The sequence below is a fragment of the Methylobacterium sp. AC690 genome (genome assembly GCF_979256535.1).
The window spans coordinates 188,296-213,990 of the sequence record NZ_CEEDOX010000005.1; the positions used below are offsets into that span (position 1 = coordinate 188,296).

The 25,695-nt window shown below is 68.2% G+C and carries 27 protein-coding genes and 1 tRNA gene; 8 read left to right on the forward strand and 20 right to left on the reverse strand.

Features of this window, described 5'->3' with window-relative positions; genetic code table 11:
* Window positions 1–202: 202 nt before the first annotated feature.
* The 4 genes from rplL to AC0IY1_RS07985 form a co-directional block, all read right to left on the reverse strand.
* Window positions 203–583 (reverse strand): 50S ribosomal protein L7/L12, encoded by a 381-nt coding sequence (rplL, locus tag AC0IY1_RS07970; RefSeq protein WP_055954704.1) that lies wholly within the window; start codon window positions 581–583, stop codon window positions 203–205.
* Between the two features lie 57 nt (window positions 584–640).
* Complete coding sequence (gene rplJ / locus AC0IY1_RS07975; protein WP_055954702.1) at window positions 641–1,171, reverse strand: 50S ribosomal protein L10; 531 nt, start codon at window positions 1,169–1,171, stop codon at window positions 641–643.
* A 566-nt stretch (window positions 1,172–1,737) separates the two neighbouring features.
* Entirely contained in the window at window positions 1,738–3,363 is a 1,626-nt protein-coding gene (locus AC0IY1_RS07980; RefSeq protein ID WP_055954697.1) for a B12-binding domain-containing radical SAM protein, read from the reverse strand.
* A gap of 191 nt (window positions 3,364–3,554) precedes the next feature.
* The gene (locus AC0IY1_RS07985; RefSeq protein WP_471768797.1) at window positions 3,555–4,886 is read right to left on the reverse strand and encodes an aminotransferase-like domain-containing protein; all 1,332 of its coding nucleotides are present in this window, start codon (window positions 4,884–4,886) and stop codon (window positions 3,555–3,557) included.
* Between the two features lie 87 nt (window positions 4,887–4,973).
* Here AC0IY1_RS07985 and AC0IY1_RS07990 point away from each other — a divergent pair, with 87 nt between their 5' ends.
* A complete protein-coding gene (locus AC0IY1_RS07990) occupies window positions 4,974–5,213 on the forward strand; it encodes a DUF1127 domain-containing protein (protein ID WP_471768798.1) in 240 nt (79 codons plus the stop codon).
* A gap of 61 nt (window positions 5,214–5,274) precedes the next feature.
* Here the strand turns inward: AC0IY1_RS07990 and rplA are convergent, their stop codons facing one another.
* From rplA to AC0IY1_RS08030, 8 genes are all read right to left on the reverse strand, one after another.
* A complete protein-coding gene (rplA, locus tag AC0IY1_RS07995; protein WP_055954688.1) occupies window positions 5,275–5,973 on the reverse strand; it encodes a 50S ribosomal protein L1 in 699 nt (232 codons plus the stop codon).
* A gap of 12 nt (window positions 5,974–5,985) precedes the next feature.
* Window positions 5,986–6,435: a 50S ribosomal protein L11 gene (gene rplK / locus AC0IY1_RS08000; protein WP_018044245.1), complete on the reverse strand. Its 450-nt coding sequence runs from the start codon at window positions 6,433–6,435 to the stop codon at window positions 5,986–5,988.
* Window positions 6,436–6,652: 217 nt separating this feature from the next.
* Window positions 6,653–7,186 (reverse strand): transcription termination/antitermination protein NusG, encoded by a 534-nt coding sequence (nusG, locus tag AC0IY1_RS08005; protein WP_056218143.1) that lies wholly within the window; start codon window positions 7,184–7,186, stop codon window positions 6,653–6,655.
* Window positions 7,187–7,252: 66 nt separating this feature from the next.
* Complete coding sequence (secE, locus tag AC0IY1_RS08010) at window positions 7,253–7,555, reverse strand: preprotein translocase subunit SecE (RefSeq protein WP_055954682.1); 303 nt, start codon at window positions 7,553–7,555, stop codon at window positions 7,253–7,255.
* Window positions 7,556–7,771: 216 nt separating this feature from the next.
* Window positions 7,772–7,848, reverse strand: a tRNA-Trp gene (locus AC0IY1_RS08015).
* A 216-nt stretch (window positions 7,849–8,064) separates the two neighbouring features.
* Window positions 8,065–9,255 carry an elongation factor Tu gene (gene tuf / locus AC0IY1_RS08020; protein WP_471768796.1) on the reverse strand — a complete coding sequence of 397 codons (1,191 nt, stop codon included), beginning with the start codon at window positions 9,253–9,255 and terminating at the stop codon, window positions 8,065–8,067.
* A 144-nt stretch (window positions 9,256–9,399) separates the two neighbouring features.
* A complete protein-coding gene (locus AC0IY1_RS08025) occupies window positions 9,400–9,861 on the reverse strand; it encodes a tellurite resistance TerB family protein (protein ID WP_471768799.1) in 462 nt (153 codons plus the stop codon).
* Window positions 9,862–9,956: 95 nt separating this feature from the next.
* Window positions 9,957–10,400, reverse strand: coding sequence for a DMT family transporter (locus tag AC0IY1_RS08030; protein ID WP_103710556.1), 444 nt, complete (start codon window positions 10,398–10,400; stop codon window positions 9,957–9,959).
* 159 nt (window positions 10,401–10,559) lie between these two features.
* Here AC0IY1_RS08030 and AC0IY1_RS08035 point away from each other — a divergent pair, with 159 nt between their 5' ends.
* Complete coding sequence (locus tag AC0IY1_RS08035; RefSeq protein ID WP_471768800.1) at window positions 10,560–11,159, forward strand: biliverdin-producing heme oxygenase; 600 nt, start codon at window positions 10,560–10,562, stop codon at window positions 11,157–11,159.
* Between the two features lie 59 nt (window positions 11,160–11,218).
* Here the strand turns inward: AC0IY1_RS08035 and AC0IY1_RS08040 are convergent, their stop codons facing one another.
* The 7 genes from AC0IY1_RS08040 to AC0IY1_RS08070 all read right to left on the reverse strand — a co-directional run bounded on the left by AC0IY1_RS08040 (window position 11,219) and on the right by AC0IY1_RS08070 (window position 19,307).
* Window positions 11,219–13,780 carry an HWE histidine kinase domain-containing protein gene (locus AC0IY1_RS08040; RefSeq protein ID WP_471768801.1) on the reverse strand — a complete coding sequence of 854 codons (2,562 nt, stop codon included), beginning with the start codon at window positions 13,778–13,780 and terminating at the stop codon, window positions 11,219–11,221.
* A 180-nt stretch (window positions 13,781–13,960) separates the two neighbouring features.
* On the reverse strand, window positions 13,961–14,257 hold the full coding sequence (locus AC0IY1_RS08045) for a hypothetical protein (protein WP_471768802.1): 297 nt from the start codon (window positions 14,255–14,257) through the stop codon (window positions 13,961–13,963).
* 7 nt (window positions 14,258–14,264) lie between these two features.
* Window positions 14,265–16,229 carry a BON domain-containing protein gene (locus AC0IY1_RS08050; protein ID WP_471768803.1) on the reverse strand — a complete coding sequence of 655 codons (1,965 nt, stop codon included), beginning with the start codon at window positions 16,227–16,229 and terminating at the stop codon, window positions 14,265–14,267.
* Between the two features lie 113 nt (window positions 16,230–16,342).
* Window positions 16,343–18,166: an ABC-F family ATP-binding cassette domain-containing protein gene (locus AC0IY1_RS08055; RefSeq protein ID WP_471768804.1), complete on the reverse strand. Its 1,824-nt coding sequence runs from the start codon at window positions 18,164–18,166 to the stop codon at window positions 16,343–16,345.
* A gap of 81 nt (window positions 18,167–18,247) precedes the next feature.
* Window positions 18,248–18,475 (reverse strand): hypothetical protein, encoded by a 228-nt coding sequence (locus tag AC0IY1_RS08060; protein WP_056480471.1) that lies wholly within the window; start codon window positions 18,473–18,475, stop codon window positions 18,248–18,250.
* An 89-nt stretch (window positions 18,476–18,564) separates the two neighbouring features.
* On the reverse strand, window positions 18,565–18,879 hold the full coding sequence (locus tag AC0IY1_RS08065) for a polyhydroxyalkanoic acid system family protein (RefSeq protein ID WP_055951202.1): 315 nt from the start codon (window positions 18,877–18,879) through the stop codon (window positions 18,565–18,567).
* A gap of 77 nt (window positions 18,880–18,956) precedes the next feature.
* The gene (locus AC0IY1_RS08070; protein ID WP_471768805.1) at window positions 18,957–19,307 is read right to left on the reverse strand and encodes a septal ring lytic transglycosylase RlpA family protein; all 351 of its coding nucleotides are present in this window, start codon (window positions 19,305–19,307) and stop codon (window positions 18,957–18,959) included.
* A 609-nt stretch (window positions 19,308–19,916) separates the two neighbouring features.
* On the opposite strand from AC0IY1_RS08070, the gene AC0IY1_RS08075 reads away from it, so the two are divergent.
* On the forward strand, window positions 19,917–21,128 hold the full coding sequence (locus AC0IY1_RS08075; RefSeq protein ID WP_280137538.1) for a site-specific DNA-methyltransferase: 1,212 nt from the start codon (window positions 19,917–19,919) through the stop codon (window positions 21,126–21,128).
* A gap of 10 nt (window positions 21,129–21,138) precedes the next feature.
* On the opposite strand, the gene mutY is transcribed toward AC0IY1_RS08075, so the two are convergent.
* On the reverse strand, window positions 21,139–22,461 hold the full coding sequence (gene mutY / locus AC0IY1_RS08080) for an A/G-specific adenine glycosylase (RefSeq protein ID WP_471768806.1): 1,323 nt from the start codon (window positions 22,459–22,461) through the stop codon (window positions 21,139–21,141).
* A 190-nt stretch (window positions 22,462–22,651) separates the two neighbouring features.
* On the opposite strand from mutY, the gene AC0IY1_RS08085 reads away from it, so the two are divergent.
* The 5 genes from AC0IY1_RS08085 (at window position 22,652) to AC0IY1_RS08105 (ending at window position 25,691) form a co-directional block, all read left to right on the forward strand.
* Entirely contained in the window at window positions 22,652–23,137 is a 486-nt protein-coding gene (locus tag AC0IY1_RS08085) for a DUF721 domain-containing protein (RefSeq protein WP_055951208.1), read from the forward strand.
* A gap of 90 nt (window positions 23,138–23,227) precedes the next feature.
* On the forward strand, window positions 23,228–23,881 hold the full coding sequence (locus tag AC0IY1_RS08090; RefSeq protein WP_055951211.1) for a thioredoxin domain-containing protein: 654 nt from the start codon (window positions 23,228–23,230) through the stop codon (window positions 23,879–23,881).
* Between the two features lie 227 nt (window positions 23,882–24,108).
* On the forward strand, window positions 24,109–24,483 hold the full coding sequence (locus AC0IY1_RS08095) for an AtpZ/AtpI family protein (protein ID WP_055951215.1): 375 nt from the start codon (window positions 24,109–24,111) through the stop codon (window positions 24,481–24,483).
* A gap of 116 nt (window positions 24,484–24,599) precedes the next feature.
* Complete coding sequence (locus AC0IY1_RS08100; protein WP_055951218.1) at window positions 24,600–25,355, forward strand: F0F1 ATP synthase subunit A; 756 nt, start codon at window positions 24,600–24,602, stop codon at window positions 25,353–25,355.
* 108 nt (window positions 25,356–25,463) lie between these two features.
* Window positions 25,464–25,691, forward strand: a complete 228-nt coding sequence (locus AC0IY1_RS08105) for a F0F1 ATP synthase subunit C (RefSeq protein ID WP_018044493.1) — start codon at window positions 25,464–25,466, stop codon at window positions 25,689–25,691.
* The last annotated feature ends 4 nt before the right edge of the window (window positions 25,692–25,695 follow it).

The window sequence follows — 25,695 nt, forward strand, 5'->3', positions numbered from 1 at the left end:
TCTGCCTCCCGCGACCAGGCTTCAGGCCCGCCCCGCCGGACGACGCCCTCCCGAACTGAAAATCCCGTGGCCCTTGCGTGGGCCGGTCGGGCCGCCCTGAAGCGACCATGGCCCACGGGTGGGAACCCGCGGGCCGTTGGTGCCGTCAGGCCCAATCGGACCGGACGGAAGATGATGGGCCGGAACGGCCCATCCAAGCGTCTTACTTGAGCTCGATCTTGGCGCCAGCCTTCTCGAGCTGGGCCTTGAGCTTCTCGGCCTCTTCCTTGTTGACGGACTCCTTGACGGCCTTCGGAGCGCCCTCGACGAGGTCCTTGGCTTCCTTGAGGCCGAGGCCGGTGATCGCGCGGACCTCCTTGATGACCTCGATCTTCTTGTCGCCAGCGGCGGTCAGCATGACCGTGAACTCGGTCTGCTCCTCGGCGGCGGCGGCAGCGCCACCACCGGCAGCCGGACCGGCGGCCACGGCGACGGCAGCGGCGGCCGAGACGCCCCACTTCTCTTCGAGCATCTTGGCGAGGTCGGCAGCCTCGAGAACGGTCAGCGAGGACAGGTCGTCGACGAGCTTGGCAAGATCAGCCATGTTGGTATTCCCTTGGATATCGGTTTGAACGGATGGGTTGAGAAGGGCGATGCGGCCTCAGGCCGCTTCGCTCTGAGCCTCGTCCTTGGTGGCATAGGCCCCGAACACGCGGGCGAGCTTGGCCGCCGGTGCGTTGACGACCTGGGCGATCTTGGTCGCGGGAGCCTGGATGAGGCCCACGATCTTGCCGCGCAGTTCGTCGAGGGACGGCAGCGAGGCGAGCGCCTTCACACCGTCCGGGTTCAGGGCAGTCGTGCCCATGGCGCCGCCGAGGATCACGAGCTTGTCGTTGACCTTGGCGAAGTCCACCGCAACCTTGGCGGCCGCGACCGGATCGCTCGAATAGGCGAGCAGGGTCGGACCCTTCAGGAGGGGCTTGATGGAGGCGACGTCCGTGCCATCGAGAGCGATGTTGGCGAGGCGGTTCTTGGTGACCTTCACGGTGGCACCGGCCTGCTTCATCTGCGAGCGCAGCTTCTGCATGTCGGCGACCGTGAGGCCCTTGTAGTGGGCCACGACGACGACGGCGGTGTTCGCGAACACGCCGTTGAGCGTCGAGACGAGATCAGCTTTGGCTGTCCTGTCCACTGGGGCTCTCTCCGGTTGGCGGAACCCGAGAACGGGTCCGCCGGTTGCACATGCCGCCCGGGACGGAACTCGGCTTAACAAGAAGCCGGAACGTCCTTGGCGACGCTTCACGGCCCTGTCCCCTACCGCCCCCCGGAACGGGTGGACGACATGGGTGAGATGGTTCAAACCGATGCCTCACCTTGTCCGCGCGATGCGAACCCGGCGAGGGCAGTAGAATTTCGGTCTTCCCAGTCTGTGCAGGCTTGCGGATTAAGCCGGTGACCCGGCGCCTGCAGTCTCGGACAGGACATGGCCGGACGAAGCTCAGAAGGGGTTTTATGCCCCTCAAAGCCTTCCGGCCAACACCACCTGGTTGCCCAGGCGATCTTTCAATCGGAATACGACCGATCGGCCGATTCCTTTCGCATGTGTGAAAACGTTGAGCGGGGTCTATAGAGCCTTGCAAGCAGCCTGCCAAGTGCCCCGGGGTGATTATTCCGTCGCAGGAAGCGCTTTTTCCTTGACGGCGCAGGCGGTCCCGGAGCGCGATCCGGGGCCGCCGGCAGAAGGGCCGTAAGGCCCTGTCAGGTCGGCAGGAATTTGCGTGCGGCCCGCCACCATGGCTCGCGGGCATTGTGCTTCTGCTCAGCCTTGGCGGCGTAGAACGAGGCGTTGTGCTCGCCGCGCAGGGCCTCCCGGGTGAAGCGGATGAGGTGGTGGGCGACGAAGCCCATGTTGAACACCGCTTCGATCTGACCGCGCTTCAGGGCATGGCCGGCCGCTCGCCAGAACACCCGCCGGTAATCGGACAGCAACCCGACGCGCACCGCGATGTTGAAGCCCAGCACGAGGCCGCGGCGCAGATTGGTTCGGGTGAGCTTCCCCTTCACCGGAGTCTTGATCCGATTCGGGTAGGTCACCTCGACCTGGTGCCGGAAGCGCTCGAAGATTTGGGCCGGCTCATAGGCATGGGCGATGGCCCGGCGCCAGGAGGCCACGACGTCGTCGTGCGGGCGCTTGAACAGCACGTTCGATTCGAGGGCCGCATCGTGGACGAGGCGGTTCTCGCGGGTGAGACGATCCCAGAGCGGCGTCTTCGGCAACGCCTGCAGCAGGTTCATCGTCAGCACGGGCACGGCCGACTTGTCGATGAAGTCGATGAGTTTCTGCTCCGACTGATCGGTGTCCGTATCGAGGCCGAGGATGATGCCTGATGTCACTTCGAGGCCGTAGCGGTTCAGGGTCTCGATCGCCTCGTACATCGGCACGGCGGCGTTGTGCTTCTTGTCGATTCCCGCGAGGGCGTCCTCCTCCGGCGTCTCGATACCGACGAACACCGTCATGAAGTTGGCCTGCCGCATCAGCTCGAGGATGTCGGGCTGCTTGGCCATGTTCAGGGTCGCCTCGCAGGCGAACTGGAGAGGATAATCGTTCTTCTTCTGCCACGCCACGAGGTGGGGCAGCATGTCCTTCGTGGCCTTGCGGTTGCCGATGAAGTTGTCGTCGACGAAGTAGACCACCGCTGGATGGCCGGGTTGGGCGATGATGGCATCGAGTTCGCCGAGCATCTGCTCGGGGCTCTTCAGGCGTGGCTGGCGGCCGTAGAGCTGCGGGATGTCGCAGAACTCGCAGCGATAAGGGCAGCCCGAGGAGAATTGCAGGGACCCGATGAGGTAGCGCTTGAGGGGCGCCGCTTCGTAGGCCGGGGCCGGGAAGTCGGAGAGCGGCAGACGCTCCTTGGTCTCCAGGCGAACCTGCGTTGCCGGAATCGAAACGTCCCGGTCGAGGATCTTCACGAGCTCGTCGGTGGCGTCACCGATCTCGCCGAGATGCAGGTAGTCGAATTCGGGATACTGCTCGGGGGAGCCGGAGACCGAGGGGCCACCCAGCGCCGTCACCTTCCCGGCCGCGTGGGCCCGGGCGTAGATGTCCCGAATCTGCGGGGCCTGGATGTGCATGCCGGACACGAACACCGCGTCGGCCCAGGCGAAGTCCGCCGCACCGGCCCGGGCGATGTTCTCGTCGATGAACCGATACTCCCACGACTCGGGCATGTAGGCCGCGATCAGCAGGAGCCCCTGCGGGGGCATGAAGGCCTTCACGCCGCCCATGAGGGGGTAGGCGTGAGAGAAGGTCCCGAAGGACGGCGTGTAGGCGGGAAAGACGCACAGGATGCGTCGCTTCGAGGTCACGGAGAGGGAGCATCGCATGACTGCATACCTAGCACAGGCCTACGCGAAGGCGTCACCCTCCGATGTTGTTTTCTTAAGCGTTCCGAGGATCGTCCGCCCCGGCGCCCGAGCGGGCCGCGCGTCCCTCACGGCTCTTTGATCGTGCCGCCGCCTGAACCGTCGCTCCGTCGCTGCTGGGGAAGGCGGGGTCCGCGTGCACTGGCTGGTCGTTATTCGACCTGACTGTCATCCCCGTCGCCGACCAAGCGCCCCAGTGTTTCCAGGGCGACGGTCAGCCGGTCCGGGGATGGCGATCCGAGGGCGAGTCGGACCCCGTTCGGCGCCGGGTCCGGACCGACCGCGAAGGCGCTGGCCGGCGAGACGGCAACGCCGTTGCGTGCGGCCGCCATGGCGAAGCGCTCCGATGTCCACGGGTCGGGAAGTCCGAGCCAGAGGTGATAGGCCCGTGGATCGCCCTGGAGGTCGAGACCCCTCAGCACCGCCCGCGCCAGGGTCTGCCGGGCGGCTGCGTCGACGCGCTTGGCGGCCCCGAGGCGTCCGGCGAGCCCATCCCCGATCACGTGCAGGGCCATGGCGAGAGCCAGGCCGTTGGCTGTCCAGGCGCCGTTGCGAATGGTGCGGGCAAGGCGCTCGACTAGGGCGGGCGGAGCGGCGACAAACCCCAAGGTCAGCCCGGGCGCGACCCGCTTCGACAAGCTGTCGACAAGGATCACGCGATCCGGGGCCAGGGCCGCCAACGGCGCCTCGTCGCAAAGGAAGCCGTAGACGGCGTCCTCAATGGCGATGATGTCGTGCCGTTCGAGGAGGCGGGCGATCGCCCCTCGGCGCTCAAGGCCCATGGTATGCCCAAGCGGGCTCTGCAGCACGGTCTGAAGATAGACGGCGCGGAGGGGCGCTGCCTGATGGGCGGCCACGAGAGCGTCGGGCCGTACACCGTCCGCATCGACCGCGAGGGGCACGAGGGTGATGCCGAGGCGGGCGGCGATGCCTTTGATCACCGGATAGGTCAGTGCCTCGACGCCGATGCGATCGCCCGGCCGTGCCAGGGCTGCCATGGCGGCGGCGATGCCCTGGCGGCCGGCCCCGGTGAACAGCACCTGCTCCGCGCCCGCTTTCCAGCCTCCACGGGTGAAGAATTGTGCCGCGAGCGCCCGGCCCTCGACGGATCCGGCCGGCCGGACGGGGGGGAAGGCCGCGTCCAAGGCTGCCGGCGTGATCAGCGTTGCCAAGCTCGCAGCGAGGTCGGCCGACTGGTGCGGCAGGACCGAGAACACGTGCTCCAGATTGATCGGGCCCGGCGCATCCTCCGACAGCAGAGCCGCGACGGATGTCGCCGGCGCGCGGATGAACGTGCCCCGGCCGACTTCCCCGGAGACGAGGCCGCGTCGCGTCAGCTCGGCATAGACCCGGCTCGCCGTGGAGACGGCGATCCCACGCTCGAAGGCAAATTGGCGCTGCGGCGGCAGCCGTGTGCCGGCGGGCAGCGCACCGGAGGCGATCTCGGCAGCAATGCCATCGGAAATTGAGCGAAAATCCGTCACGGGCACATTGCTCCGAGTGCAATGTTTTCATTGATCTGAAATTGATTCGGATCAATGAGGAAGTGCAACACGACGGAGGACTCCGATATGGCGGTCAGCGACGATCTTGATTTAGCCTTGACGCTGGAGGCACGGCGCCAGGAGTCTCAGCACCGTAGCGCGGTGAGGCTCACGTTGGCGAGTCTCATTGCTCTGATGATGCTCTGGCGTCGGCGCTCGGAGGGCCGTCGTGCAATACGTTCCATGACCTCGGAGCAATTGCGCGATCTTGATCTCGAAGTCGCGGCCCTGCGTCGGGAAGCCGAGAAGCCGTTCTGGCGCGCCTGAGCACAAACGAAAACGCCCGGCCGCAAGGCCGGGCGCTTCCGCAGGGTTCTGATTCGGACGATCAGACGGTGAGCACGCTCGCGGGCTCGACCTTCACGCCCGGACCCATCGAGGAGGTCACGGCGACGCGCTGAACGTACTGGCCCTTGGCGCCGGCTGGCTTGGCCTTGGAGACCGCGTCGGCGAAGGCCTTGATGTTCTCGACGAGCTTGTCGGCGTCGAACGAGACCTTGCCGATGCCGGCGTGGATGATGCCGGCCTTCTCGACGCGGAACTCGACCGAGCCGCCCTTGGCGCCGGCGACGGCACCCTTCACGTCCATGGTCACGGTTCCGACCTTCGGGTTCGGCATCAGGCCGCGCGGGCCTAGCACCTTGCCGAGACGGCCGACGAGCGGCATCAGGTCGGGCGTCGCGATGCAGCGATCGAACTCGATCTTGCCGCTCTGGACGATCTCGAGGAGGTCCTCGGCGCCCACGATGTCGGCGCCGGCGGCCTTGGCCTCGTCGGCCTTGGCGCCGCGGGCGAACACCGCCACCCGCACCGTGCGGCCGGAGCCGTTGGGCAGGTTGCAGACGCCGCGGACCATCTGGTCAGCGTGGCGCGGATCGACGCCGAGGTTCATCGAGATTTCGACGGTCTCGTCGAACTTGGCGCTGGCCTTCTCCTTCACGAGCTTGATCGCTTCGTCGATGGGATAGAGCTTGAGCGCGTCGATGCCCTCGCGGGCGGCGCGGATGCGCTTGCCTTCGTGTGCCATTGTGCCCTCCCCTTAAGCGACGACGTCGAGGCCCATGGCCCGCGCGGAGCCACGGATCATGGCGACGGCGGCGTCAACCGAGTCGCAGTTCAGGTCGGGCATCTTCTTCTCGGCGATCTCGCGCAGCTGCGCCTCGGTCACCTTGCCCACCGTCGGGCCCTTGCCCGGGGTCTTAGAGCCGGAAGCCGGCTTCTTGCCGATCTTCAGGCCTGCGGCCTTCTTCAGGAAGAAGGTCACCGGCGGCTGCTTCATCTCGAAGGTGAAGGAGCGGTCCTGGTACGCCGTGATGACGACCGGGATCGGCGTGCCCTTCTCGATCTGGGAGGTCTTCGCGTTGAAGGCCTTGCAGAATTCCATGATGTTGAGGCCGCGCTGACCGAGCGCGGGGCCGATGGGCGGCGACGGGTTCGCGGCGCCGGCCGGAACCTGAAGCTTCACGTAGCCCGTGATCTTCTTTGCCATAGGGACTGCTCCCAAAGAATGCCCGGCATCCGGCTGGCCTCAGCGCGAATGGAACGGGCGGTTGCAGGTCGCGGTTCGGCCCGTGGACCCCGGCGGCGAACCGGGCGGGCCTCCCGCGTGTGACACCGTCACGAGGGACGGTGGCTCCACGCCCGGCCTGGACCGAGCGGGAAGACGCAGAGCGAGCCGGCGACGGCTCGCTCGAAATCGAGCTGGATCAGACCTTCTCGACCTGTCCGTATTCGAGTTCGACCGGCGTCGCGCGGCCGAAGATCGAAACGGCGACCTTGAGGCGCGAACGGCTCTCGTCGATTTCTTCGACGGTGCCGTTGAAGGAGGCGAAGGGACCGTCCGACACCCGGACCGTCTCGCCGATCTCGAAGGACACGGAGGGCTTGGGACGATCGACGCCCTCGGCAACCTGCCCCTTGATGCGCTCGGCCTCGGCATCCGGGATCGGAACCGGCTTCGACTTGTCGGCGCCGAGGAAGCCCGTCACCTTGGGGGTGTTCTTGATGAGGTGGTAGACCTCGTCGGTCAGGTCGCACTTCACCAGGACGTAGCCCGGGAAGAACTTCCGCTCCGCATCGACCTTGCGGCCACGGCGCACCTCGACGACCTTCTCGGTCGGAACCATGACCTCGTCGAACAGCTCCATCAGGCCACGCTGGGCCGCCTGATCCTTGATGGACTGCGCGACCTTATTCTCGAAATTCGAGTAGGCGTGGACGATGTACCAGCGCTTCGACACGGTTCTCACCAAATCCTGACGTCAGTCAGCCCGATCGCACCGCAGCGCGCCCGGGCCGAGAAGTTGTTAGGCGCCGACCCCGAGGATCAGGGTCACGAGATAGCGCAGCGCCTGGTCCACCACCGTGAAGAAGATGCTCGCCACCACCACCATGATGAACACCATCACGGTGGTCACGACGGTCTCCTTGCGGGTCGGCCACGTGACCTTGCGGCCCTCGTCGCGAACTTGGCTCAGGAACTCGGCCGGGCCGACGCGCTTCTGCGCGGGGCGCGCGGGCGGAGTCGCCCGAGGGGGCGTCGGCGTGGTGGAACCGCGCTGCGGGGTGCGCGCGAGATCCACTTTCTTCGATGCTTCGTTCGATGCCATGGCGCCAACAACAGGGAGATCGGCCCGAGCTTCGGGAAAGCGCGACGCGGCGGCTCCGGAGAGGAGCCTGCATCGACGGCTTTCATCGATCTCGGAAGGCGACCGCTCTAACGCAAGTCGCCGGGCTTGTCGACTGCGCCCGGCCGGACTTCGCGGAGTAGCGATCTGCTGGAAAGGAAGTGGGCTGGGAGGGTCGACAGGTCTGATGCGGCCAAATGGCAGGAGTGGAGGGACTCGAACCCGCAACCTCCGGTTTTGGAGACCGGCGCTCTGACCAGTTGAGCTACACTCCTATGCAGAGGACGAGTCCCCCGCCGCGGCGCTGCTATAGACCGGTCGGGACGCCTTCGCAATGGTCAAACCGCGTCGTCGGCGAAGAACCTTTGCGAGGGTTCTCGGGCCGGCGCCGCCCTCGAAAACGACGACGGCGCCCCGGATCGATCCGGGGCGCCGCGTCGGTCTCGTATCCCCTGTCGGAGCGCCCGGGAGGGGCGCCCGACGGCGGACGATTACTCGTTGATGGCGGCGACGACGCCGGCGCCGACGGTGCGTCCGCCTTCACGGATGGCGAAGCGCAGCTTCTCTTCCATGGCCACCGGCACGATCAGGGTGACGTCCATGGTCACGCTGTCGCCGGGCATCACCATCTCGGTGCCCTCGGGCAGCACGCACACGCCGGTCACGTCCGTGGTGCGGAAGTAGAACTGCGGGCGGTAGTTGGTGAAGAACGGCGTGTGGCGGCCGCCCTCCTCCTTGGTCAGGATGTAGGCCTCGGCCTTGAACTTGGTGTGGGGCTTGACCGAGCCGGGCTTGCACACGACCTGGCCGCGCTCCACGTCCTCACGCTTGGTGCCGCGCAGCAGCACGCCGACGTTGTCGCCGGCCTGGCCCTGGTCGAGCAGCTTGCGGAACATCTCGACGCCCGTGACCGTCGTGGTCTGGGTGTCGCGGATGCCCACGATCTCCACCGTCTCGCCGACCTTGACGATGCCGCGCTCGACGCGACCCGTCACCACCGTGCCGCGGCCCGAGATCGAGAACACGTCCTCGATGGGCATCAGGAACGGCTTGTCGATCGGACGCTCCGGCTGCGGGATGTAGGCATCCACGCTCGCCATCAGCGCCAGCACCGCGTCGTGGCCGATCGCCTTGTCGCCGTTGTCCAGCGCCACCTTGGCCGAGCCCTTGGTGATCGGGATGTCGTCGCCCGGGAAGTCGTACTTCGAGAGGAGCTCGCGCACCTCCATCTCCACGAGCTCGAGGAGCTCGGCGTCGTCCACCAGGTCGACCTTGTTCAGGAACACCACCAGGGCCGGCACGCCGACCTGACGGGCCAGCAGGATGTGCTCGCGGGTCTGCGGCATCGGGCCGTCGGCCGCCGACACCACCAGGATCGCGCCGTCCATCTGCGCCGCGCCCGTGATCATGTTCTTCACGTAGTCGGCGTGACCGGGGCAATCCACGTGCGCGTAGTGCCGGTTCGTGGTCTCGTACTCCACGTGCGCCGTCGAGATCGTGATCCCGCGCGCCTTCTCCTCAGGCGCCTTGTCGATCTGGTCGTACGCCGTGAACGTCGCCCCGCCCGACTCGGCCAGAACCTTCGTGATCGCCGCCGTCAACGACGTCTTGCCGTGATCCACGTGACCAATCGTGCCAATGTTGCAGTGCGGCTTCGTACGCGCGAATTTCTCTTTGGCCATCGTCTCTTTCCTGCGGCAAGCTCACACGAGCGGTCGCCCGGGCTGTCGCTCGACGAGGTGTCGAGCCGGGCGAAAGACGGGGGCCCGCTTAGAGGCTTGCCGTCCTTTGATCAAGGGCCTTGCGGGATAAGGCGTTCCGGCGCCCTACGGAACCGGGCGTCGGACAGGGGAGGCCGCGAGCAGCGCCGCCCTGTCCAGATCAAGGGCGGTCGCGATTTCCTCGAGGGCCTGCGCCTCCACATCGGCGATGCCGTCGAGGTCGGCCACGTCCGCCGCGACCAGGAACGTCGCTTCGCGCTCCTCCTGGCCCCGGCCCTCGATGGCGGCGATGCGGCGCAGGTTCTCGGCCCGTCCCGCCCGGGTCCGGGCGCGGGCGATCCCGTCGTAGAGTTCGCTCTCCAGCATCAGCCGGTCGTAGCCCTTCTCCAGGATGGGATTGGCCTGCAGACCGGCCAGCGCCGTATCAAATTCCGCGCTGGCGATCTCTCCGTCGGCGACCATCACGTTGGCGGCGGCGGAGACCATCGCCTGCATGAGGACCTTGTCGCCGGCATAGGCCGTCACGGTCTGGCTGAAGCGGCTGACGATGTCCTGGAAGATGTTCATGGGGGCTCTGGACACGGACGGAACGTTGAGGGGCGCGGCATCGACGCCGCGGCAGGCATTGCGGTTTCGCGCGCCGATGACAAGCGGGCGTCGCGTCAGAACAGCGCCACCAGGGCGATCCCGCCGACCATCAGCACGCCTCCGAGGGCCCGCCAGAGGGTGAGCGGGTGCTGCTCGAACCCGATCCAGCCAAAATGGTCGAGCAGGATGGACGTGATGACGCCTGCGGTGATCAGAAGTCCGAGGTAGGGGGCCGCCCCGATCTGCTGCGCCACGAACAGCTGGGAGAGGATGAGGAGCGCGCCCGCCGCGCCGCCGAACCAGGCCCAGGGCGGCACGGCCCGCATGTCCCCCAGGCTCGGTAGGGAGAGACGACCGAGGATCAGTCCAACGACGAGGATGGTTGCACCGCCCCCCAGCGAGACGACGATGCCTGCGGCGAAGGGCTGCGCCAAGTTCTTGGAGAGCGTCGCGTTCACGCCCGACTGCACCGCGTTCGCGATGCCGGCCACGAGGGCGAAACCATAGAGGAACCACATGGGCGATCCTGGGTCTTCAGCGTTGCGAGCTGGGCCGCGACAGCGGGTCCAGGGTCTGGGAGGTCGCCTGTGATAAGCCCTTGGCGAGGGGTCGGGATCGTCTAAGAACGGCGCTGGCGCCGAACAGCAGGGAAACGCGGTATGGAAGGGACGGCCAGCGTGTCCGTCGATGCAGGAGAACCGGAGCCGAGAGGTGTTGGTGCGGTCGAACCGCGCGATCTTCGTTTCGCCCTGCGGGCCGCCACCGATGCAGCCCATCGACGCCTCGATGCGGGTTTTGCCGCCCATGACCTGAGCCGGCGGGCCGATTACGTGCGCTTCCTGTCGGCGATGCGGGACCCCTTCGCGCAGATCGAGAGCTGGCTCGACGAGTCCGATGCCGCCGACCTGCCACCCGACTGGACGGCCCGCCGCCGGTCCCTGCTCCTGCAGGCCGACCTGTCCGGGCTGGCGATCTCCGCTCCGGAGGTTGCTCCCGCTCCCCTGCCCCGCACCCTGTCGGGTGCCGAGGCGCCGGGGCTCCTCTACGTTCTGGAGGGTTCGCGCCTCGGCGGCCAGGTTCTGCTGCGTCAGGTCCTGGCGAGCCCGGACCCGCTGGTGCGGGGGAACGCCCGTTTCCTCCGGCACGGCGAGGGGCTCCGCCTCTGGCCGAGTTTCGCGACTTGGCTCGGGACGCGTCCGGCTGCTGACCACGCTGCTGCGATCCGCGGCGCGCAGCGCGCCTTTTCACTGTTCGAAGCGGCCCAGGCGCGAGGCTAGGGTCTGTCCTGACGTTTGTCGTTTCGGGATAACCGGTTCCCACCGATCCCTGACAAACGCTAGTCCCCGGCGGGCACGCTCGCCAGGGCCCGGCGCAGGGTATCCGCGGTATAGGGCTTCTTGATCATCGGGACGGCACCGAGCTCCGATGGAATTCGGAAGCTTTCGCCATAGCCCGTCGCGAAGACGAATGGCACGCCGGCCGCGATCAGGCGTCGGGCGACCGGCAGGCTCGTCTCGGCACCGAGATTGACGTCGAGCAGGGCAAAGCTCGGCCGCCCCGCCTCGATCTGCCGCAGGGCCTCGTGCACGGATCCCGCCATGTCGACCGCGCTCGCCCCGAGGGTGGCCAGGATCTCCTCGGCTTCGAGAGCGATGATCATGTTGTCCTCGACCACCAGGACGGTCCCGGACAACGCCGCCGCATCGAGCTCGGGCGTCCGGTCGCGCTCCCGTGACAGGGGGGCGGCGACGGTCGGGGCGGCGCGCACGTAGCGCGACGGCACGGCGAAGCGACCCCGCAGGCCGGTGAGCTCGTAGGTGATCTCCGCCTCGCCTTTCAGCTCGTAGGGGATCGAGCGCTCGATCAGCGTGGTGCCGAAACCACGCCGGCGCGGCGGCTTCACCGGCGGCCCGCCGCTCTCGCGCCAGTGGATCACGAGGCACTCCGAGGCGTCGCGCTCCCAGGCCACGTCCACCTGTCCCACCGCCTCCGAGAGGGCGCCGTACTTCGCCGAGTTCGTCATCAGCTCGTGGATGACCAGCGCGAGGGTCGAGAACGCCTGGGGATCCAGCAGGACGTCGGTTCCGTCGAGACGGACCCGGCCCGCCTGCTGGTCGAGATAGGCCTCTGCCTCCAAGGTGATGAGATCGCGCAGGGAGCCTGGTCCCCAGTTCGTGGTGGTGATCTGGTCGTGTGCCCTGGCCAGGGCCTGGATGCGCGCACCGACGACGCCCGCAAACGCCTCGACGCTGTCGGCCCCCGAGCGACTTTGCGCGACGATGCCCCGAATCAGGTTGAGGATGTTGCGCACCCGATGGTTCAGCTCGGCGATCAGGAGTTCCTGGCGCTCCTGCGCCGTCTTGCGCTCCTTCTCGGCGGAATCGGTGAGTCGCAGGATGACTTCGAGCAAGGTGATGCGCAGGGCCTCGGCGATGCGCAAGTCCACCGCGCTCCAGGGGGCGGCCTGCCCCCGGACCACCTCCGTCCAGGCCTCGAAGCTCTTGCGCGGTGTGAGGCGCAGTCCGTTCGGGCCGAGGCTCGCCGGCTTCTCCGGATTGCCGGCCCACGTGACCGTGCGGGCGATCTCGCGACGGAAGAACACCAGGAAATCGCGCGGGGCCCGCGAGATCGGGATCGCCAGGAGGCCCGCCGCCCGCTCGGTGTAATCGGCGGCCGGCGGATGGACTGCGCCGATCTCGTGGGTGGCGAAGGCCCGGCTGGTGGCCGTCCGGTTGAGGAAGCGCACGAGACCGGTGAACTCCTCCGCCGTCGGCGTCGCGCCTCGCAGGGTGATCTCGCCGTTGACCCAGACGCCGATGCCGTCGCACGTGACGATCCCGGCGATATCGTCGAGGAAATCGGTGATGTTCTCCAGGCTCGTTCCGCCCGAGGCGAGCGCGCCCATCAGTCGGTCGTGCAGCGCGCGGGAACTGCCTTCGTAGGCTGCCTCCGCCTCGCGCTCCCGGCTCTCCAGGATCAGCGAGAACATCTGCCCGAAGAGTTCGGCGCCGGTTCGGCGCTCCAGCGAGATGTGGCGTGGTTCCGTATGGTGGCAGGCGAACAGGCCCCAGAGCTTGCCGCCCCGCAGGATCGAGACCGAGAGCGAGGCGGCCACGCCCATATTGCGCAGGTATTCGAGGTGAATCGGCGAGACCGTCCGCAGGGTGCTCATCGACAGGTCGAGGGGACGTCCGTCGGGATCGCGCTGCGGCAGCACGGCGACGGCCTCGGCATCGACATCGGCGATGATTCGCAGCCAGTTGCGCTCGTAGAGGGTCCGCGCCTGCTTCGGAATGTCGGAGGCCGGGTAGTGAAGCCCAAGATAGGGCGGCAGGCTGGACCGGGCCGATTCGGCGATCACCACGCCCGAGCCGTCCGGGTCGAAGCGGTAGACCATGACGCGATCGAAGCCGGTCAGCGCCCGCATCTGGCGTACGGCCTCGCGGCAGAACGGCTCGAAACCCACCGTCTGCTGCAGGCGTCCGACCATGCTGCGCACGAGATTTCCGGCATTCAGGTGTTCGCTGACGCTCGGCTCGGCCTCCAGGACGATGATGCCGTCCGAGATGTGCAGCGCGATGTCGAAGGGAGACCCCCCGGCCTGCAGGACGGTACCGAAGATCCGGTCGATGGCATCGGGCCCGCGCAGGGCCTGAAGGTGGCCGCGGATCAGGTGGATCGCCTCACCGTCGATCAGGTCGGCGAGGGGAAGGCCGAGCAGGTCGGCGTCCCCCTGCCCCAACCATCGGGCGGCGTTCTCGGAGGCCCGGACCACGATCCAGTCCGGGGAGACCGCGATGAGGAAACCGAAGGGCTGAACCGCACCCAGGATGTGGATCGGTTCCCGATCGCAGGACGTGAGGTCCAGGGGCCGGGTACGTGCTGAAGGTTCACTCATCAGGTCTCTGATTCGCCTGTCCCACGCCTTCGACCATTTCTTGTCCGTTCGGAGAAGCGCGTCGGGAACAACGACAGACCATCGCGAAAGTCTCCTCGATGGTCGGGCAACGCACACAGTTTCCGGTCGATCGTGTCGTGGAAGCCATAGGCCGACGCGACGCCAGCCCGTCTCGTCACCTCAGGGCCGAGCGCCGATCCGGTCGACGGCTCCGGCCGCGAGGATCGCTCCGATCAGGTAGGACCCGAGTCCGAGCGCTGCGCCCTCCAGCCAGAAGCCTGCCCGGCCCGGGAGGAGGCCCCAGGTCGCCAATCCACCGGCCAGACCCGTCGCCACGACGAGAAGGAGAGCGCCCCGGCGTGCCGCCGGTGTTCGCGGCAGGCCCGTCAGTCCGCCGATGACGCCGCCGAGGAGGGCGCTGCTGGCCATGAGGGGCCAGAGCAGGGTTGCCAGGAGCGTCACGTTGTTCGCCTCCATCGGATGGTCATGCCCGCGGCGCGATCCCGACGCCCTGGCCGGCGGGACGCGGCGTACCCGCCGGGACGGCAGCGACCTGTTCGGGACGAAGGCCCGCCTGGAGCAGATACTCCACGATCGCGAGGGCGCGGCTCTGCGCGAGATCGGGGGCGGGTTCCGGTGGGGCAGCCGGCCTCGCCTCGACTTTGACGGCCTTGTCCTTCGGGCTGGACCTGCCGGACGCCTTCTCCGCGGCAGGCGGGACGGAGGATCTGGCCGGTGCCCTGCCCGAAGCCTTGCCAGCCTCCTTGGCCGGGTCCAGCGACGCCGTGCTCTCCACCACGGTCTCGACGACGGGTTTCGGTGCCGCGCTGGCGCCACTCGGATCGAGATGACCCGTGACCGCGAGGCGCAGGGTCGGGCAGGTCTTGCCCAGGGCGGCAATCCCGTCGAGGAGGGGGTAGAAGGCCGGCATCAAAGTCGTGCTCCCGGGCGGGAATATGAGCCCCTGGCCGGTGACCCTGGTCTCGAGCGCAGCGGCGCAGCGCTCCGGCGTCCAGGCCGACACTGCGTCCGGAGACGACACCGAGACCTCCGCAGTCCAGCCCGGCGGCATCGCAGCCGACAGGTCATCGGAGACGCGCCGGCCAGCCTGCGGATAGAGGCTCTCCCCCTTCAGGGTGATCGCGCGATCGGCGAACCGGGCCTCGCCCCGCGCCAGCAGGGTGAGGGCAGTCGCCGTCGTGCGCAAGACACGGGCGAGGTCCGGCGGGGCCCCTTCGCCGAGGCGGGTGCGGTCGATCAGGCGCTCGCGGAACAGCCGCGGGCGGAGCGTGCCGAGCAGGGCCTCGCGCACGTCGGCATCCGGCAGGTGGCCGGACAGCGTCACGGCGTCCCCGTCGCGCCGAAGCAGGATCCGATACGGCGAGAGCGGCCGGGTGCTCAAGGCGACGCCGCCTCGGCTCAGGCCGGCAGGCACCCCCTCGCGCAGCAGTGCCTCGATCTCCGGGATCGCCTGGGCGTCGAGGGCGACGCCGTTGAGCGAGACCTGCGCATCGATGACGCTGACGCTGCCCTCCTGCATCAACGCGGCGAGTTTCAGGGCGAAACGCGCCATCGCGGCCGCATCGACCCCGGGCGGAAGGCCGCGCGCTCTGCGCATCCGGTCCTCGACCTGCCCGGTCTCCGAGGCCTGTGCCGCCTGGGTTCGGATCTCGACGCGCGCTGCGTCGGAGACCACGTGGCCGGAAAGCGTGAGGCCGCCCCCCGGCTCCCGAGAGACGACGAAGCGGAAATCCGGGACGACGGCCGGCAGGATCTCGACGCGCCCGAGCCCATAGCCGGTCGGCAGATCGGCCAGGGCCGTTCGCAGGGCCTCGTCGTCGGCGAGGGAGACGGCCTCACCCACGATCGAGAGGCGCATGTCCTCCAGCATCACCCGGCCGCCCGGCGCGAGGGCGCGCAGCCGCGCCAGCGCATAGACGGCCGCCTCGGCGAAATCCGGCGGCGCGCCGAGGGCCGCGCGGGCGCGGTCGTGCAGGGCCGTTCCGGGGCCGACGGCGGGCGTGAGTTGCTCGGCCAGGGCGCTGGCGCCGATTTCGGCTGGCCGCACGCCGGTCACTTCGACCCCATCCCGGCCCCTGGTCGCGATCCAGACGAAGGGCGAAGCCAGCTCGACCACGCCGACGGGACCGACAATGTGCCGAACCCCGTCGATGGCTGCGAGCCGCCGATACGCCGCATCGCGGGCGGCGGCATCCGGCGCCTCGCCCGTGACCCGGAGGTCTCGTCCCTCGACCGACACCCGCAGCCAAGGCTCGGCACCGGGCGTCGCGGTCGCCCGGGCCACCGCCTCGACCTCCGCGCCGAGTTGCGCCTCCAGGCGCGGCGTGAACCAGGCGGCGGACAGGCCGAGGATCAGGGCGAGCCCGGGCAGGCCAACAGTCCAGCCGAGAGGGCGGCATCGGTCGCGGAGTGCGGAAGCGGCGGACACGTCGGATCCCGGTGGCAGGCGGCGCGCAGGAGCGAACGCCAGGACGGCATTTCACACGTCGTTCACGGCATCATGAAGGCCGCGGCGCCGCCCGCGGGTGGCGCGAGCGTGGCTCAAGCGTCGCGCAGCATCTCCAATTCGAGCCAGCGGTCCTCGGCCCTGGCCAATTCGGTCTCGGCGACGGCGAGCAGATCCGAGGCCTTCGCGAAGCGGGCCGGGTCCCGGGTGTAGAGTCCCGGATCGGCCAAAACCTCGCGCAGCTTGGCGATGTCGGATTCGAGCTTCTTCATCCGGTCCGGCAGGGTCTTCAGCTCGTGCTGGTCCTTGAAGCCGAGCTTGGGCTTGCCAGCCGGGGCTGCCGCTTCGCCGCCCCTGGCGCGATCCTTCGCGTCCGCACGGGCCTCCGCCTTCTCGGTTCGCCCGGCGGCCGCCCGGGCCTGTACGCCCTCGCCACGCTGGGCGATCATGTCGGTGTAGCCGCCGGCATACTCGACCCAGCGGCCCTCCCCTTCGCTGACCAGCACGCTTCCGACGACCCGGTCGAGGAAGTCGCGATCATGGCTCACCAGGATCAGGGTGCCGGAATAATCCGCCAGCATCTCCTGCAGGAGATCGAGGGTTTCGAGGTCGAGATCGTTGGTCGGCTCGTCGAGGACGAGGAGGTTGGCGGGTTGGGCCAGGGCGCGGGCGATGAGAAGGCGGTTGCGCTCGCCGCCCGAGAGGACGCTCACCGGGGTGCGGGCCTGCTCGGGGGCGAACAGGAAGTCCTTGAGGTAGCCGATGACGTGGCGGCTGACACCGCCGACGATCACCGAATCGCCGCTGCCGCCGGTGAGCACCTCGGTCACCGTCATGGTCGGCTCCAGCACCGCACGGGCTTGGTCGAGGAGCATCATCTTGAGGTTGGTGCCGAGCGCCACCGTGCCGGAATCGGGCGGGAGCTGACCCGTGAGCAGGTTGATCAGCGTGGTCTTGCCGGCACCGTTGGCCCCGACGATGCCGAGGCGGTCTCCGCGCATCACCCGAAGCGAGAGATCGTCGACGATCTTGCGGACGCCGTAGGCCTTGGCCGCGTGCTTGGCCTCGATCACCAGGGCGCCGGAGCTCTCGGCCTCCGTCGAGGTCATGGTGGCGGTGCCGACCGGCCGGCGGTCCTCGCGTCGCTCCTTGCGCAGGGCATGGAGGTTGCCGAGCCGGCGCACATTGCGCTTTCGCCGGGCGGTGACGCCGTAGCGCAGCCAGTGCTCCTCGTCGGCGATCTTGCGCTCGAGCTTGTGCCGGTCGCGCTCTTCCTCCTCGAAGAAGGCGTCGCGCCAAGCCTCGAAGGTGGAGAAGCCCTGCTCGATCCGGCGGGTGACGCCGCGGTCGAGCCAGATCGTGGTCTTCGACAGGGCAGAGAGGAAGCGCCGGTCGTGGCTGATCAGCACGAGCGCGCCGCGCACGCTCTTCAGCTCCGATTCGAGCCACTCGATGGCCGGGAGGTCGAGGTGGTTGGTGGGCTCGTCGAGGAGCAGGATATCGGGTTCGGGGGCCAGGGCCTGGGCCAGGGCGACCCGCCGCCCCTCCCCGCCGGAAAGGCTCTTCGGGTTCTCGGCACCGGTCATACCCAGGCTCTCGAGGAGGTAGCGGGCCCGGTAGGCGTCGTCCCCTTGGGTCAGACCGGATTCGACGAAATCGAGGGTCGTCTCGAACCCCGAGAAGTCGGGCTCCTGCGCCAGGTAGCGGATCGTGGTGCCGGGCTGGATGAAGCGTACGCCCCGGTCGGGTTCCACCAGCCCCGCGGCGATCTTCATCAAGGTGGACTTACCCGAGCCGTTGCGGCCCACGAGGCAGGTGCGTTCGCCGGGGGAGATCGCGAGTTCGGCGCGCTCGATCAGCGGCGTGCCGCCGAAGGTGAGCGCGACGTCTTGGAGGGTGAGGAGCGGGGGAGCGGCCATGGGGCCGGCTTATGGCAGCGACCGCGCCTCCGAACAAACCCGGAATCGGAGTGTCCGGACAAACCCGTACGCGTTCCGCGCTCACATCGTCGGGTTGGCGGGGCCCGTCGGCATCGGATCCGGCGCGATGGCCGGGCCGATATCCGGATCGTTGACCGGAATCTCGGTGGGCGTCACGTCGGGTGCCTCGGTGGGGGTCGTGCCCGGCACATCCGTGCCGGGGGTGTCCGGGCCGGGGGCCGGGGTCTGAGGTGCCTCGTACGGCGTCTCGGGCACCGGGGCTTCCGGGATCGGGCCGGGGTTCGACATCGCTTGCGCCTCTCAGGAGCCTCGGGGAACGGACCGGTGGAACAGTCCGTCGCCGAGGGAGGTTCCGGGCGCGATGCCGCCGGCTCTCGTCACTTCTTGGTCAGGAGCAGGTTGCCCTCGCTCCCGAGCTTCTTCTGGATCTGCTGCGCGAACAGCGCCAGGAGAAGCGGCAGCCGGACCTCGACCCGTACGGTCTCGGGGCGAACATCCACCTGACCGTCGACCTTCTGGCCGAGAGCCGCCATGGCGAAGTCGAGGCGGTCATTGGTCCAGGCCATCTTCTCGACGGCGACGCCCGCCTTGGCGAACAGCCCGTCGGCCTGGGTGATCCCGTCCGCGATGCGCCGACGGGCCTCGGCCAGGCCGAGTTCATGAGGGATTTCGACGATCAGCGGCTTTGCCATGGGGATCTGAGCTCTCGGTTCCGCCGCCCAGATGGGGCCGGCCGGTTCCTCTCACAACGCCGACCGGCCCGATAAGCTCAGTTCACGACGCTCAGGGCGACGTAGGTCGTGCCGCCCATGCCGAGGGCGCGGGCCGAGCCCTTGGCGAGATCGATGATCCGGCCGCGGACGAACGGGCCACGATCGTTGATGCGCACCACCACCGAACGGCCGTTGCGCTTGTTCTCGACCCGGACCCGGGTGCCGAACGGCAACGTGCGATGCGCGGCGGTCATCCCGTTCGGATTGAAGCGCTCGCCATTCGCCGTCCGATGGCCGCTCCCGTACCAGGAGGCGGCGCCGCTCTGGGCGCTGGCCGGCTGAACGGCGGCAAGTGTCACGACGGTCCCGATGATAGCAGCGGCCCCACGAACAGGCTTGATGGTCATCCGCATTCCCTTTGTTGTTTCGGATGGCCGGCAAAATGAAGCGGAACAGGGCCAAAATGAGACCGGTCAAATGTGGCAGCTTTCGCCAAATGTGAGGCTATAACGGATTATTCATCGCCGATTGTGTGCGGCCATAGTGCCGGACCGTGCTGATCTTTCCGGTGACGAAACGGCAATTCTGGAACTCCATTGAGAGCGCTGAAACCGCGTTGCAGAAGGAGCCTCGACGCAACGTCGGGGTGCGGGAAAATGAAACCAGCGTTGCGCTGAGCGAAACCCTGGTCTGCGACGAGGCAAGATCCGTCGAAAGAGACGAATCTTCTCCTTTCGGGAGAGTGCAAGGCACGGACCGATCCGCCCGGGTGCCGCGCGTCAGTTCGGATGGGCCCCTGGGGCATCCTCGAATTCAGGTGAGGTTCGCGTTCGGCAACTTGCAGGACTTGCGGGTTCCGGTGGCGATGCACGCGCAATAGCCTGGGCGCTTTTCGGATGATCCGCCCGGCAAAAACTGCAGCCCCAAATCGAGACGCCTTGTCTTCATCCTGGCAACCCGCCCTTTACGTTAACGGGGCCAAGGTCTGCCGGTCAGTCGCGTAACCGGTGTTTGCCATGGCTTCCCTGCGTACCGCGGTTGCCGACACCGTCGCCCGGAAAAGTGTCTCGCGTACCGGGCGGCCCGTGTCGGCGCCGCGGATGGGTCTCGTACCCGCCGCCAAGCGTTTTCCTCTCGAGGATCGTCTCCCTCTCGACGAGATTCTCGTCGGAGACTGCATCGCTGCGATGAACGCCCTTCCGGCGTCCAGCGTCGACTGCGTCTTCGCCGATCCGCCCTACAACCTCCAGCTCGGGGAAGGCTCGCTCCTGCGTCCCGACCAGAGCCGGGTCGACGCGGTCGACGACGACTGGGACAAGTTCTCGACCTTCGCCGCCTACGACGCCTTCACCCGCGAATGGCTCGCCGCCGCGCGCCGGGTGATGAAGCCGAATGCCACCCTGTGGGTCATCGGCTCCTACCACAACATCTTCCGGGTCGGCGCCACGCTGCAGGACCTCGGGTTCTGGATCCTCAACGACATCGTCTGGCGCAAGGCCAACCCGATGCCGAACTTCCGCGGCAAGCGCTTCACCAATGCGCACGAGACCCTGATCTGGGCCTCACGCTCCGCGGAGTCGAAGGGCTACACCTTCCACTACGAGGCGCTGAAGGGCGGCAATGACGACGTCCAGATGCGGTCCGACTGGTTCATCCCCCTCTGCACCGGCGACGAGCGCCTGAAGGGCACCGACGGGCAGAAGGTCCATCCGACGCAGAAGCCGGAGGCGCTGCTCGCGCGCACACTCCTGTCGGCGACGAATCCCGGCGACGTCGTGCTCGATCCGTTCTTCGGGACCGGCACCACCGGTGCGGTCGCCAAGCGCCTCGGACGGCACTTCATCGGGATCGAACGCGAGACGGTGTATGCCGAGGCGGCCCGCACCCGGATCGACGCCGTCGAACCCCTGTCGCAGGCCGCCCTGCTGGTCGCCCCGAGCAAGCGCGCCGAGCCCCGCGTCGCCTTCCTCAGCGTCATCGAGGCCGGCCATATCCGCGCCGGCGAAACCCTGACCGACGCCCGTGGCCGGCACAGCGCGATCGTGCGCCCCGACGGCACCCTGATGGCCGGACCCGCCACGGGCTCGATCCACAAGATCGGAGCCCTCGTGCAGGGCTTTCCCGCCTGCAACGGCTGGGATTTCTGGCACGCCACCCGGAACGGCAAGCCGGTGCTCATCGACGTCTTCCGGGCCAAGATGCGCGCCGCCATGGGCTCCGCCGCCTAGGGGCCTTCGGTCAACGTGACCGCGGCCGTCCCCGCCTGCGGGGGACGGCCGGAGGCGCCACCTCGGCCGGACCCTCGAACGCGTCGAGGGCTTCGTCGGGAATCCGAGCCGGTGGCGGGCGCGGGGTGGGCTTGGGCACCGGGCGGAAGCGCGGGGACGGAGCAGGCGCGTCCGGCTCGGGCTCGGCAAACAAGGGCGTGTCCGCGACGCTCCGCATCGCTTTCGGCCTGCCGCGCTTCGCAGTCTTCTCCGCGACCGGTTCCGCGGCCTCGGGCTTCGGGTCGAACGCGTGGGCCAGGACCTTCTTCATCACGCCCGGCAGCGGTTCCCCGTCGAGGTCCCGGCGCGGCGTGAAGCGCAGGCCCGGCGGCGGCGCCGTGCTGAGCGCCACCTTGGCGACGAACACCGTCAGCTCCAGGGGAAAATGCGTGAAACCGTGCCGGACGAGGCCCGGCAGCCGCTTCCAGCGCGCGTCGAGCGGTGCGTCGAGGAGCGCCTGGGCGGGATCGTAGTCGGGCTCCCAGGGACTCATCGGCGGTTCGGCCATGGATCCCAGCAAGCCCTCGGGTGGGCGGGTGCGCAGCAGAATCGCCTCATCGCCGCTGCGGATCGCCACGAAGGCCGCGCCGCGGCGCAACGTGCCCTTCACGGCCTTCACCTTCCTCGGAAACGTCTCCTGGAGACCGAGGGCCCGGGCGCGGCAGGGCGCCATCCAGGGGCAGAGCGCGCAGGCCGGGCGCTTGGGCGTGCACAGCGTGGCGCCGAGATCCATTACCGCCTGGGCGAAATCGCCGGGCCGGTCCGCGGGCACGAGGGACTGGGTCACCACCCGGATCTCGGGGCGGGCTGCCGGCAGGAGGGTCTCGATGGCGAAGAGCCGCGTCATCACCCGCTCGACATTGCCGTCGACGGCCGCTTCCTGTCGGTCGAACGCGATCGCCGCGACGGCCCCCGCCGTGTAGGCGCCGATGCCCGGCAGCTTGCGAAGGGCCGCGGCGGTGTCGGGAAACTGTCCGGCCGCCGCCACCGCCTTGGCGCAGGCGTGCAGGTTGCGGGCCCGGGAGTAGTAGCCGAGTCCGGCCCAGGTCGACATCACCGCCTCCTCGGGCGCCGCCGCAAGGTCGTCGACGGTGGGGAAGCGGGCCAGGAACTTCGCGAAATAGGGTTTGACCGCGGCGATCGTGGTCTGCTGCAGCATCACCTCCGAGAGCCAGACCCGGTAAGGGTCTGGCGTCTCGCCCGGCAGGGCGCGCCAGGGCAGGACGCGGCGATGCCGGTCGTACCAGGTCAGGAGGTCCGCGGCCTCGGGGGCGGGAACTGTGGTGTGGGGCACGGGCACCGGTGCGTGATGGGATGCCCGTCCATAGACCGCCGACCCGATGCGTCCAAGGCCGACCTGTCCGGGCCTGTCCTCGGGCGCGACCCCGGCACGCGGCTTCGGCCGGACGGAACGGCATGCTAACCAATGCGGGCGATATCGGAGCCTCGATCTCGTCCTGGTCGGACGCACGGAAACCTTGCGCATGGCGCGTGTCAAACCCCTCGCCGAGCTGCTGGAGGGCTGCATCGGCCCCGCCTTCGCGGCGCAAGGGTTCGCCTCCACCGACATTCTGGCCGCCTGGCCCGAGATCGTCGGGGAGCGGCTCGCGCGCTACTGCCAGCCCTCGAAGCTCGAATGGCCGCGCCGGCGTCGGCGCGAGGAGGAGGGGCGCCCCGATCCCGGCACCCTCGTGGTCCGGGTGGAGGGCGTGTTCGCCCTCGAGCTGCAGCACCTCGCGCCGGTGGTGATCCAGCGCATCAACGCGCATTACGGCTGGGCCTGCGTCGGCAAGATCGTGATGCGCCAGGGACGGGTCGACCGGATCGGGCGCCGCCCCGCGCCGCCGGTGGTGGACCCCGTCCGCCGCGGCGAAGTGGCGCTTGCGGTCCAGGCGATCGAGCACGACGCCCTGCGCGACGCCCTCGACCGCCTCGGAACGGCGATCGTCGCGACAACACACAAGCGCTAGGGCGCGCTGCGCCGCCTTGTCAGGACGGCTGCAGGATTCTACCGCATCGCTCACGAGAAGATTTGGTCCGCGACCGGAGCCCTCCCGATCATGATCACCCGACGCGATGCCCTGAAAGCCACCGGCCTTGCCGTCGGCGCCGCGGTTCTCCTGCCCCGGTTCAGCCTTCCGGCCCTGGCGCAGGATGCGAACCTCTCGACCCTGATGGAGCCCGGGCCGCTCGGCGACGTCTGGCTCGGTCCGAAGGACGCCAAGGTCACCATCATCGAGTACGCCTCGATGACCTGTTCCCACTGCGCCGCCTTTCACAAGTTCACCTGGCCGGCCCTGAAGGAGCGCTACATCGACACCAACAAGGTGCGCTTCACCCTGCGCGAGTTCCCCCTCGATCCGCTGGCCACGGCCGCCTTCATGCTGGCGCGCTGCGACGGCGATGCGAAGTACTACCCCATCACCGACCTGCTCTTCGACCAGCAGCAGGCCTGGGCCTACGTCCAGAAGCCGCAATCGCCGGTGGATGCCATGGAGCAGATGCTGCGCCAGGCCGGCTTCTCCAAGGAGAAGTTCGAGGCCTGCCTGAAGGACCAGAAGCTCTACAGCGCCGTCAACGCCGTGAAGCAGAAGGGCATGGACACCTTCAAGGTCGATTCGACCCCGACGTTCTTCATCAACGGTGAGCGCTTCAAGGGCGAGATGACCATCGAGGGCATGGAGAAGGTGATCAAGCCCCTCCTGGGCGCCTGAGGCACCCGAAGCCGGGTCACCGTGACGACGCCCTCTCCCGCCACCGCAGGCCCGGTGTGAGAACACCTGGGGGCACGTCGGCAAAACACCGATTTCCTGTGACGTGACAAGATCTTACGTGAGGTCGGGGGCGCCTTGACACCCAAGGTAGGCGAAACTATGGTGCGCCCCGCTTGAAGGAGGCGTTCCGCCGGTTCCCTCCGCTCTCGCCAATGTGAGTTCTCGCCGTGAGCGGCAACGAAACTGCGGACGAAGGCGGGGACGGGCGGAAGAAAGCACTGGACGCGGACCTCTCTCAGAGGCTCAAACGTCTTGAGACGCAGATTGAGCGGAAGCGGCCCAGTGCCCCTCCCGGTCATTCGACGCGTCCCGGTCCTGCGGCCGGGCCTTCTCCTCTCGGCCAAGCGATGCGGCTCTCGACCGAGTTCATCGCGGGCGTCCTCGCCGGGGGTATCCTGGGTTGGATGTTCGATCATTACCTCGGGACGAAACCCTGGGGCCTGATCGTCCTGCTGATGTTGGGGTTCGTCACCGGCGTCTACAACGTCATGCGTGTCTCGGGGTCTCTTCCCAAGGCGCCGACGAAGGAAGAGGACCGCTAGCGGTCCTCTGGGAAGCGCCGCGTACGCGGCGAACCGAATTCGAATCATGCCGCTCGCGCGGCACCGGTGGTGGCGGGCCTTCTGGCCGGCCGAGAGTCAGAAGGGCGGGAGCGGCAATGGCCGTAAAGATGGATCCGATCCACCAGTTCGAGCTCAAGCCGCTGGTCTCTTTCGGTCATATCGGCAACCAGGAGATCGCGTTCACCCAGTCCGCGCTCTACATGTTCGCCGCCGTCGGGATCATCGCGCTGATCACCGTCGTGGCCACCGCCCGCCGCTCGGTGGTGCCGGGCCGCATGCAGTCCATGGCCGAGATCTTCTACGAGTTCATCGGCTCGACGCTGCGCCAGTCCGCCGGCCACGGTTCCGAGCGCTTCATGCCGCTGATCTTCTCGCTCTTCATGTTCGTCCTCGTGCTGAACATGCTCGGGATGATCCCCTACGCCTTCGCGGTGACCAGCCACATCATCGTCACCTTCGCGCTGGCCTTCCTCGTGATCGGCACCGTCATCGTGTACGGCTTCATGGCCCACGGCACGAAGTTCCTGAAGGTGTTCGTTCCGTCGGGCGTCCCCGGCTGGCTCATGCCGATGATCGTCGCCATCGAGATCGTGTCCTTCATCTCGCGTCCGATCAGCCTCGCGGTTCGTCTCTTCGCCAACGTGCTGGCCGGTCACATCGCGCTCAAGATCTTCGCAGGCTTCGTCCCGGCGCTGCTCGCCGCCGGAGCTTGGGGCGCGATCTCGCCGCTGCCCCTGGCCCTCAGCGTCGCCGTCACGGCCCTCGAGTTCCTCGTCGCCGGTCTGCAGGCCTACGTCTTCGCGACGCTCGCCTCGATCTATCTCAGCGACGCCCTGCATCCCGGCCACTGAGCCGGGTCATCCCGGCCGACGGCCGGGACACCCCCTTCCGTCCCCGGTTCGCGATCGCGGCCGGATTTCTCTCCACGCAACGACGACACGGACACCAGGAGCAATTTGATGGATCCCTTAGCTGCCAAGTACATCGGTGCCGGCCTCGCCTGTCTCGGTATGGCGGGCGCCGCCATCGGCCTCGGCAACCTCTTCGGCCAGTTCTACGCCGGCGCGCTCCGCAACCCGTCGGCCGCCGACGGCCAGCGCGGCAACCTGCTCCTCGGCTTCGCCCTCACGGAAGCGCTCGGCATCTTCTCGCTGCTCGTCGCGCTGCTGCTCCTGTTCGCCGTCTAAGACA